The organism is Kitasatospora sp. NPDC057223 (assembly GCF_042669755.1).
GTDB lineage: Bacteria > Actinomycetota > Actinomycetes > Streptomycetales > Streptomycetaceae > Kitasatospora.
Genome location: NZ_JBHUWW010000052.1, coordinates 42,927 through 53,076 on the forward strand (window position 1 = coordinate 42,927; position 10,150 = coordinate 53,076).

At 74.3% G+C, this 10,150-nt stretch carries 5 protein-coding genes; 3 read left to right on the forward strand and 2 right to left on the reverse strand.

Annotated features, from left to right (window positions below):
* The first annotated feature begins 301 nt into the window (after positions 1-301).
* The 3 genes from ACFUK0_RS19795 (at position 302) to ACFUK0_RS19805 (ending at position 8,222) form a co-directional block, all read left to right on the forward strand.
* Positions 302-5,707 carry an amino acid adenylation domain-containing protein gene (locus ACFUK0_RS19795; protein WP_380251882.1) on the forward strand — a complete coding sequence of 1,802 codons (5,406 nt, stop codon included), beginning with the start codon at positions 302-304 and terminating at the stop codon, positions 5,705-5,707.
* Complete coding sequence (locus ACFUK0_RS19800) at positions 5,704-7,077, forward strand: MFS transporter (RefSeq protein WP_380251884.1); 1,374 nt, start codon at positions 5,704-5,706, stop codon at positions 7,075-7,077. Before ACFUK0_RS19795 ends, ACFUK0_RS19800 begins: the two co-directional genes overlap by 4 nt.
* 413 nt (positions 7,078-7,490) lie before the next feature.
* Positions 7,491-8,222, forward strand: a complete 732-nt coding sequence (locus tag ACFUK0_RS19805) for a hypothetical protein (protein ID WP_380251886.1) — start codon at positions 7,491-7,493, stop codon at positions 8,220-8,222.
* Positions 8,223-8,586: 364 nt separating this feature from the next.
* Here the strand turns inward: ACFUK0_RS19805 and ACFUK0_RS19810 are convergent, their stop codons facing one another.
* Both ACFUK0_RS19810 and ACFUK0_RS19815 read right to left on the reverse strand, forming a co-directional pair.
* On the reverse strand, positions 8,587-9,759 hold the full coding sequence (locus tag ACFUK0_RS19810) for an LCP family protein (protein WP_380251888.1): 1,173 nt from the start codon (positions 9,757-9,759) through the stop codon (positions 8,587-8,589).
* A 50-nt stretch (positions 9,760-9,809) separates the two neighbouring features.
* Positions 9,810-10,150: sigma-70 family RNA polymerase sigma factor (locus ACFUK0_RS19815; RefSeq protein ID WP_380251890.1), on the reverse strand; the 341-nt coding region annotated here is incomplete at its 5' end.

A 10,150-nucleotide genomic window follows, 5' to 3' on the forward strand; every position in this document is an offset into this window, starting at 1 on the left:
GCACGATGCTCGCCGGGCTGCTCAGCGCCTGTCGGTGTGCGCATTCTTCAGACCCCTGACGATCCCGGATCGGACAGTACCCTCACGGTAGGAACGGTAGGAACGACGGGCCCGGAAGACATCCGCTGCGAGCTGAGCGAGGTGTAAGCGGGAGGTTGAGGCCGGTCGCCGGAATCTTGCACCGTCCGCCGCCGCCGGGTCCTCAGAACTCAGACGGTCGGCTACTGCCGTCGCTGTCGTCACCGGCCGACGACGCCGCTAGCGTCACCTCTGGCCCGGGAGCGCCGTTTCCACGTGGGCCATGCGCGGCGGCGACCGGGAGGGCTTCGGCGAGATGGCGGACTACGGCACGGATCCGACCGAAAGTTGGCGGAGCTTCGCTCGATCCGCCGGCGTCTCGCCGGCCGACGTTCTCGCCGCGGGCGCCCGCGCGGTCGCCCTCCGCTGTGCGGCCGGGTCGCGGATCGACGACGAGTCGGCGCCGGCCCCCACGTTCCGGGCGCTTCTGGCCGACCGGCGCCCGACCGAGCCGCCCGCCGGCCCGCGAGCCGACGGGCACCTGACCACCCTGCTGCACGGGGCCGTTGCCGCCCCGGACGTGCCCATCTCGGCGCTGCCGCTGCTGACCGCGGCCGAGGAGGCCGAGCTCGACGGGTGGAACGCCACCGCGGTCGACCACGGGGATCAGCCGATGACCCCGGAGCTGGTGGACCGCCGGTGCGCACAGCAGCCGGACGAGGTCGCGGTGTCCGCCGAGGGCGGGTCCCTGACCGGCCGCCAACTCGCCGACCGGGTCGCCCGGCTGGCCGGCTACCTGGCAGGCCGCGGGATCCGTCCGGGGGACCGGGTCGGGGTCTGCCTGGAGCGGTCGGCCGAGCTGATCGTGGCCCTGCTGGCGGTATGGCGGGTGGGCGCCGCCTACGTGCCGCTGGAGCCCGGCTACCCCGCCGCCCGGCTGGCGCTCATGGCCGAGGACGCCCGGCTGGCGCTGGTGCTGAGCCGGTCCGAACTGGCCGATCGCCTGCCTTCGGCAGTCCTGCCCATGGCATGGCTCGACCGGGACTCCCCCCAGGTGACCGCTGCCGCCCCGATCACCGCCGTCAGCCCGGTCAGCGGCGGCACGCCCGCATATGTGATCTACACATCCGGCTCGACCGGGCGGCCCAAGGGTGTCGTCAACACCCACGCCGGCCTGCGCAACCGGCTGCTCTGGATGCAGGAGGAGTACCGGCTCGGCCCCGCCGACGCGGTCCTGCAGAAGACGCCGTGCGGGTTCGACGTCTCGGTCTGGGAGCTGTTCTGGCCGCTGCTGGCCGGTGGGAGGCTGGTGATGGCCCGGCCGGACGGGCACCGCGATCCCGGATACCTGGCCGCGACGATCGAGTCCGAGCGGATCACCGTGCTGCACTTCGTCCCGTCGATGCTCCGGGTGTTCCTGCGGGCGGCGGACCTGAGCCGCTGCGGGTCGTTGCGGCAGGTGGTGTGCAGCGGAGAAGCGCTGCCGGCTGCGCTGGTCGGACAGTTCTACGAAAAGCTCGCTCCGGTAGCGCCCGCGGTTCGGCTGGACAACCTGTACGGGCCCACCGAGGCCGCCATCGACGTGACCCGCTGGGCCTGCGGTCCGGCCGACGCCGTCGCCGACCCTGTCCCGATCGGCACGCCGATCGCGAACACCAGCACGCACGTGGTGGACCGGTACGGCAACCGGATGCCGGTCGGGTGCACCGGCGAGCTGCTGCTCGGTGGCGTGCAGGTGGCCGCCGGCTACCTCGAACGAGCGGAGCTCACCGCCGAGCGCTTCATCCCGGACCGGTTCTCTCCCGCGCCGGACGCGCGCCTGTACCGGACGGGCGACCTGGTCCGACGGCGCCCGGACGGCGTGCTGGAGTACCTCGGACGGATCGACGACCAGGTGAAGCTGCGCGGGCAGCGGATCGAGCTCGGCGAGATCGAGGCACAGCTGCGGGCCACGCCCGGGGTCACCGACGCGGCGGTGCTTCTGCACGCGAGCCCGGACGCGCCCGGGGACGAACGCCTGGTCGCCTACGTCGTGCTGGCGGCCACCGAGGTCGGATCCGGGGCCGGGGCCGAGGGCGGAGCCGTGGCCGTGACCGTGGCCGAGGTCGCCGCCGGGCTGGCCGAGCGGCTGCCGGACGCGTTCGTGCCCGCCGAGTTCGTGACCCTGCCGGAGCTGCCACTGAGCCCGAACGGCAAGACCGACCGGGCAGCGCTGGCCGCGCTCAGGGCCGACCGCCCGGACCCACCGGCGGCGGGCGGAGCCCCGCTGCCGGACGGTGCGATTCCCCGTCAGGTGGCGAAGCTGTGGGCGGATGCGCTGGGGATGGCCGAGCCCGCACCCAACGCCGGCTTCGTCCAACTCGGCGGGCACTCACTGCGCGCCGCCCTGCTGGTGGCCGGAATCCGGGCCGAGCTCGGCATCGAGGTCACCGTCGGTGCCGTGCTGGAAGCACCGACGCTGACCCGGTTCATCACCGACCACGTGACGCCCGCGCCGGCCGGCGCCGCCGACCGGCCCGACGGCCCGGTGGCCCGTCATCGGACCAGCTCACCGCTGTCGTTCGCGCAGCACCGCTTGTGGTTCCTGCACCGGATGCATCCCGGGCTGACCGCGTACCACCTGCACGTCGCCTGGGAGCTGACCGGCGAGCTCGACGCCGGAGCGCTGCGGACCGCGCTCGAAGTCGTCCTGGGCCGCCACCAGGTGCTGCGGTCCGGGATCGAGGTCGACCCGGCCGGCGAGCCGGTGCTCGTCGTGCGGCCGGCCGACGCGGTCGAACTGCCGATCACCGACGTGGCTCCGCCCAGTGGGCTCGCCGCCCATCTCCGCGCATCCTTCGACCGACCCTTCGACCTGGCCCGGGGACCGCTGCTGCGGGCCGAAGTGTTCGGCCTCGGGCCGGGCAAACAGGTGCTCCTGCTCGTCGTGCACCACCTGGCCGCCGACGAGTGGACCCTGGGCCTGCTCGGCGCCGAGCTGTCCGCGGCCTATTCGGCGCTGGCCGCCGGGCACCCGGTCGAGCTGCCCGACCTGCCGCTCCAGTACGGCGACTACGCGCACTGGCAGCACGCGTCGCTCACGGACGGCGCCCTGGCCGAGCACCGCGAGTACTGGACCCGGCAACTGGCCGGCCTGGAACCGGTGACCCTGCTTCCCGACCGGCCGCGGCCGCCGCGGCAGTCGTTCGCCGGCCGGCGGGCCGGCATCTGGGTGCCGCCGGAGGTGCTGGCCGCCCTGAGAGCGGCCGCCCGGCCGCAGGGCGGCACCGACTTCATGGCGCTGATCGCCGGGTTGCACGCCCTGCTCAGCCGCTGGACCGGACGGCAGGACATCGCGGTCGGCACCGTCACCGCGGACCGCCGGACCACCGACCTGCACGGGCTGGCCGGGTTCTTCGTGAACACCGTGGTACTGCGCGTCGACCTGTCCGACGACCCGTCCTTCGAGCAACTGGTCCGACGGGTCCGGGACGTCACCACGGACGCCATCAAGCACCAGGACCTGCCCTTCGACCAGATGATGGCGGCTGCCGGCGGACCCCGGGACGGCAGCGGGGCGTCGCTGTTCGGCGTCGCCGTCTCCTACCTGAACACCCCGCCGGGCGAGATCGGATTCCGCGGCCTGAGCGCGCAGGAGGTCGGCCTCGACACCGGAGTGGTCCGCTTCGACCTGGACGTGTTCATGCGAGAGCGGGACGGCGGGATCGCCGTCGAGGTCGACTACCGGACCGACCTGTTCGACGAGGTGTCGATACGCCGGCTGCTCGCCGGCTACCTGCGGCTGCTCACCGAGGCCGGACGGAATCCGGCGGCGCCGCTCGCGGAGGCGGACCTGACGGGCCCGGACGATCGGCCGGAGCCGGCCGCGCTCGGCCGCCGCCCGGTGCCGCACCCGGCGGCCCCGCTGGTGCCCGACCTGGTCGCCGAGCAGGCGCGGCTGCGGCCGGACGCCACGGCGGTGCGCAGCACGGAGCGGGTCCTGAGCTACGCCGAGCTGGATGCCGAGGCGGACCGGCTGGCCGGGCGGCTGCGCACCCTGGGAGCCGGCCGCGACCGGATCGTCGCCGTGCTGCTGGAACGCTCGGCCGACTTCGTGGTCGCGCTGCTCGCCGTGCTCAAGGCCGGTGCCGGCTATCTGCCGCTGGACCCGAGCCTGCCGGACGAGCGGCTGGCCGAGCTGATCGCTGACAGCGGGGCCCCGCTCGTGGTGAGCCGGAGCGCGCTCGCCGGCCGCCTGGGCGGCACCGCCGCCACCGTCGTGCCCGTCGACGCGCCCGCTCCGGACGCGGCCGGCCACGATCCGGCCGCCGGCTCCCGACCGGCCGGCCCGGCCGACCTCGCCTACGTGATCTACACGTCGGGCTCGACGGGCCGGCCGAAGGGCGTGCTGGTCGAGCATGCCGCACTGGCCAACCTCTGCCGCTGGCACGTGCGCGCGTACGGCCTGACCCCCGCCGACCGCGGCACCCTGGTGGCCGCCCAGGCGTTCGACGCCTCGGTCTGGGAGCTGTGGCCCTACCTCGTCGCCGGCGCCGGCGTCGGCATCGCCGGCGAGGCCATCCGGTCCGACCCGGACCGGATCGTGCGCTGGCTGACCGAGCAGCGGGCCACCGTGGCCTTCCTGGCCACCCCCCTGGCGGAGGCCGTACTGGACAGCGACCAGGTGCGCGGGCTGCCGCTGCGCCTCCTGCTCACCGGTGGCGACCGGCTGCGCCGCAGGCCCCCGCCCGGCCTGGCGTTCCCGGTGATCAACCACTACGGACCGACCGAGTGCACCGTGGTCGCCACCGCCGGAACCGTGGCCGACACCGAGCACGGCCGGGGAGCACCCGCGATCGGGCGGCCGATCGACAACGTCGAGGCCCACGTGCTGGACGACCGGCGGCAACCGGTGCCCCGAGGGGCCGTCGGCGAGCTGTACCTGGGCGGTGTCCAGGTCGCCCGCGGCTACCTGGGCCGGCCGGAGCTGACCGCCCGGCACTTCCTCGACTCCCCGTTCGGCCGTCTGTACCGGACCGGTGACCTGGCCCGCTGGCGGAACGACGGCGAGCTGGAGTTCCTGGGCCGGGCCGACCGACAGATCAAGATCCGCGGGTACCGGATCGAGCCGGGCGAGGTCGAGGTCCGGCTGCGCGCCCATCCCGGCGTCGCCGACACCGTCGTCATGGCACAGCCGGTCGACCCGCGACGGCCGGACGGCGATCGCCGGCTGGTCGCCTACCTGACCGCACCCCCAGGGCCCGCCCCCGCACCGGCCGAGCTGCGCCGTTGGCTGCGCGAGCACCTTCCGGAGCAGCTCGTGCCGACCCGGTTCGTGCTGGTCGACCAATGGCCGATGACCCCCAGCGGCAAGATCGACCAGGCCCGGCTGCCGCCGCCGGCCGACGCCGCCGAGGACACCGCCTACGTCGCCCCCCGCGACGACGTCGAGCGGGAGATCGCGCACCTGGTGGCCACCCTGCTCGGGCGGGAACAGGTCGGCATCCGGGACGGTTTCTTCGAGCTGGGCGGCGACTCGCTGCTGGCCGCCCGGCTCACCGCCCAGCTCTACCGGGCGTTCGGGGTGGAACTGCCGGTGGGCGCGGTGTTCACCGGACCGACCGTCGAAGAGATCACGACGGCCCTCGTCACGGCGGCGCTCGCCGAGGAGTCCGGCCAAGCCGCCGGGAACGGAGGAGTTCAACGGTGAGGCGAACCACGAAGTCCGGCCTTCTGCCGGAGGTGCTGGGCGAACGCAACTTCCGGCGCTACTACATCGGGCAGTCGCTCTCGCAGTTCGGCGATGCGCTCCTGCCCATCGCGATGGCGTTCGCCGTGCTGGACGTGCTGGGTTCGGCGTCCGCGCTCGGCCTGGTGCTGGCAGCCGGCTTCGTCCCCCAGGTGATCCTCACGCTGTTCGGCGGCGTGGTCGCCGACCGGGTGAACCGGCGCCGGCTGATGATCGCGTGCGACGTGCTCCGCATGGGCTCCCAGGCCCTGCAGGGCACGCTGCTGCTGACGGGGCACACCAACCTGATCACGATGGTGGTGCTGCACGGCCTGTGGGGCGTCGGCGCCGCGTTCTTCAAGCCGAGCGCGACCGGGCTGGTCGCCGAACTGGTCGACGCCGGCAAGCTCCAGCAGGCCAACGGCCTGACCGGGCTCAGCAGCAACATCGCGTTCACGCTCGGCCCGGCCCTCGGCGGCGTGCTGATCGTGGCGATCTCCCCCGGCGCGGCGATCCTGATCGACGCGGCGACGTTCGCGGCCAGCGCGATCGCCCTCAGCCTGATCCGGCTCCCGGCCACCGCCGCCCGGACCGGCTCCCGGCCGACCATCCTGGCCGACCTCGCCGGCGGCTGGCAGGAGTTCCGGTCCCGGACGTGGCTGTGGGCCCTGGTGGTCTGGGCGGCCGGCTTCCACCTGCTGGCGCTGCCGGCGTACCAGATCCTCGGCCCGGTGACGGCCAAGGCCGAGCTCGGCGGGGTCTCGGCGTGGGCCACCATCGGAGTCGGCACCGGGCTCGGGCTGGTCCTGGGCGGAGTGCTGACACTGCGGCTGAAGCCGCGGTTCATCCTGCGCTCCTCGTTCATCCCGCTCGGCCTCTACGGGCTTCCGCTGCTGCTGCTGGCGTTCCCGCACGCGCTGCCCGGCGGCACGGTCACCATCGCGATCGCGGCCCTGCTCGGCAACGTCGGGGTGTCGCTGTTCAACGTCATGTTCGGCACCGCGATCCAGCAGCACGTGCCGTTGGAGGCCATCTCCCGGGTGAGCGCCTACGACTGGATGGGCAGCCTCGCGCTGCTCCCCGTCGGCCAGGCGATCATCGGCCCCGCGGCCGGACTGACCTCGACAAGGGTGATGCTCACCGTCGGCGGTCTGTACATGCTTCTGAGCATCCCGGTCCTGTACCTCGTCCGTTCCGCCCGGGACCTGCCCAACGTGCTCTACCAGGTACCGAACGCGACGGAGGCCACGCCGACTCACGGAGACGTCACACGGAAGCACGGCGACAACCCCGCGGCGCCCGATCACGAGGCCGACTCGGCACTTCAGGCCGGAGGACAGGCCCCTGCGTAGCCGGAGCGGGCGGCGGCGCGGCGGCGCGGGCACCGAGCCTCGATGACAGGGGGGAAGTGGTCAGCGCCGGCCGTCCGAGACGGTGGCGCCCGGGTGCTCTCCAGGCTCGACCACGCCGCCGGGCCGCTCGCGCCGGACCGAGGCCGGGCGGCCGTCGCGGGCACCGTCCGCACGCGCCGGCAGGTGAAGCGCTCGGCGGTGACCGTCCTGCTCCGTCGGCAGCCGGTCTTCGCGGCGCTGCCGGTCAGCCCGCTGACGACGGGTTCGGCGGCAGGAACCGGATCCTCCGCTTGCGCCGGTTTCCCACTTCGGCCCGCGCGGCGGCAGCCCGGCCGGTACGCTCCCGATCATCGCGGTGCGTGAGCTCCGCACGACAGTCCGTTCGCTACGGCAGAACGCGCAGGAGGCCGATCATGCCGTCCGAGTTCTCCTCTCCCACCCTGCGCCGACGGCGCGGCCTGCTCCCCGTCGCGGCCGTGACGGTGCTGGCCGCCGTGGCGGCCGCGACGGTCGGCGGATGCTCCTCGGACGGCTCGCCGAAGGCGGCGGCCCCGCCGCCCGCCACGGCCACCACCACGGCCACCGCCACCGCCACCGCTAGCCCTTCCCCGAGTCCGGCCGCCCCCTCGCCCCTCCCCGAGTCGCCCACCGCACAGTCCCCGACCGTGGATCCGCCCGCCACGCCGACGGCGACCGCCAAGGCGCCCACGGCCTACGGCGCCCGACCCGCCGACGCCTGCACCATGCTGACGGCCGCCCAGGTCTCCGCCGCCGTCGGAACGAGTGACCGATTCGTCGGCACCCACCCGGACCCGGCGCAGGACGGCAGCGAGGTCTGGGGGTGCACCTGGGGTTCACACCTCTCCTACGCTTCGCTCAGAGAGCTGACGGCCGTGCAGTTCGCGTACTCCATAGGCTCCCCGGACCTCACCGCCACGCGGGTCCCCGGCATCGGCGACCAGGCGCTCATCGCAGTGAAGAAGAGCAACGGCGGTACCCCGCACCTGGCGTTCCTGGCGGGCCTGCGCTACTACGTCCTGGAGGTGGTCGTGGACCGGGGCAGCCACGACGCGACCAACGCCGACCAGGAGATCGCTGCGGAGAAGCAGCTCGGCACCGTCCTCGCGACGGCGCTCAAGGGCTGACCACGCGCGCGGGCGGCCTGCGGCCGCGAAAGGGGTGCCGTCCTGGCGGCCGCACGACGGGCGGGGGCCGGGGACTGTGGCAGGCGGTGGCCGGGGCCTGGCGACCCGCCAGCGCGCCGACGGGCGGGGCCGGGCCTGCGGCACACCAGCGAGGGCGGCAGGCGGACACAGACGGTGCCCTACAGTCCCTCCACGGGCGGGGCCGCCCGGCGCCACGCTGGCGAGGCCCTGAGAGAGCTCTGGCGGCCGTCACCATGTGGTTGCGGCCGCCAGCAGTCCTCGCAGATGCGGTCAGCGCGCCGGTCCTCGGATCCGCCGGGAGCGTCGTCGCGGCGACGAATCGGATATCAGCCCGCGTGCCCGCTCAGTCGACGCACGGCACCCCGTCCACAGCCGGTGCCGCACTCGTCCCCTCACCGGCCAGAATCTCCTTCGCCTTGCCCGGCTCCGCCACCAGCGCCGCCCCGTTGGGCTGCACCGGCAGCTCCGAGGTCGCCGCCCGCCCCTGCGCGAAGGCGGGCACCTGGCGGACGAAGTCGACCGGGCTCCACCCCTGGTCGACCACCAGGTCCTCCTTCAGCGCGTCGTACAGCGCCCCCAGCCTGCCGGCGTCCGCCATCACCCCGCCGGCACGCAACTTCTGCAACACCCCGGCGAGGAACGCCTGCGCCCGGCGCGTGCGCTGCAGGTCCGACCCGTCACCCACGCCGTGCCGCTGCCGTACGAACGCCAGCGCCTGCGCGGGGCCGAGCTCGGACCGGCCCGCAGGCAGGCTCACTCCGCTGAACTCGTCGTCCACCGCATGGTTCAGACAGACCGGCACCGTGCCAACGGCTTGCGCGGCCCGGTAGAACCCCGTCATCGTGACCTCCGCGAAGTGGTCCACCGGCACACCTGCCAGCTCCTGCACGGACCGGATCAGCGCGGCGCGGCCGGCCTCCCGGGCGCGCCATCGCAGTTCGGATCCAGAAACCCCCTGCCCCTGAAGGCGTGTCATCTCCACGGCCTCGGCCTGCGCGTACACCTGCCTGATCGCCACCTTGGCACCGCCACCGGCCGCGTCGACCAGCACGTCCCGGGGAATCGACAGCTGCCGTACCGTCCCTCCTCCGGCCGGGATGTGCACCAGCACCAGGGTGTCCGCGACGTCCGTGTCGTCTGCCCCGGCGTGCAGCTCCTGGCGGCGCAGCTCCGCAGGCACCGGCTGGCCCTGGGCGTCGGTGCTGGCGTCCAGACCGATCAGCAGGACGGTCACCCCTCGGTCGAGCGGCGCCGGCGCGCCCGCCGAGGAAGCCAGCGCACCGGAGGCCCGCCCCGGCAGCCCGGACGGCAGGGTCAGCGCGCTCGCCCCCGTAGCCACCACCAGGGTCAACGCGCCGGCCAGCATGACCGTCCGGCGCCGTCCCCGCCGGCGCCGCCGTCCGGCCTCCAACCCGCCATCGACCAGCCGGGCGGCCGCGGCCACCCCGAGGCCGTCGGCGGCCCGTCCGAACGCCGTGCTCAACCGGACCTCGAACTCTTCGTCCCCACCGCTCACTTCGCCACTCCACTCACCGAAGACCCCATCCACCGACTCGTCCCACCCGCTCACCGCGCCACCAGCTCCGCCAGGTCGGCCCCCAGGAGGGACCGCAGCCGGGCCAGCGCCCGGGTGCACCTGGTCCGCACCGCCGCCGAGCTGTCCTTCACGATCGCCGCGGTCTCCTCCACGCTCCGGTCCTCCCAGTAACGGAGCACCACCACCGCCCGGTCGCGCGGCGCAAGCTGCGCCAGCGCGTCGACCAACGCCAGCCGCAGCGCCGCGTCCTGCTCGGGCGCCGGCACCTCCGGCAACACCCGGCTGGGCCGCTCGGTATTGCTGCGCCTGCGCTGGTGCGTCAGGTAGGCCCGGACCAGCACCGTCCGGGCGTAGCCGGCCGGGTTGTCGA

Excerpts from the sequence above, each read along its gene's own strand:
- ACFUK0_RS19795 (WP_380251882.1), top strand. The coding sequence starts at position 302 with ATGCGCGGCGGCGACCGGGAGGGCTTCGGCGAGATGGCGGACTACGGC.
- ACFUK0_RS19805 (WP_380251886.1), top strand. The coding sequence starts at position 7,491 with ATGCCGTCCGAGTTCTCCTCTCCCACCCTGCGCCGACGGCGCGGCCTG.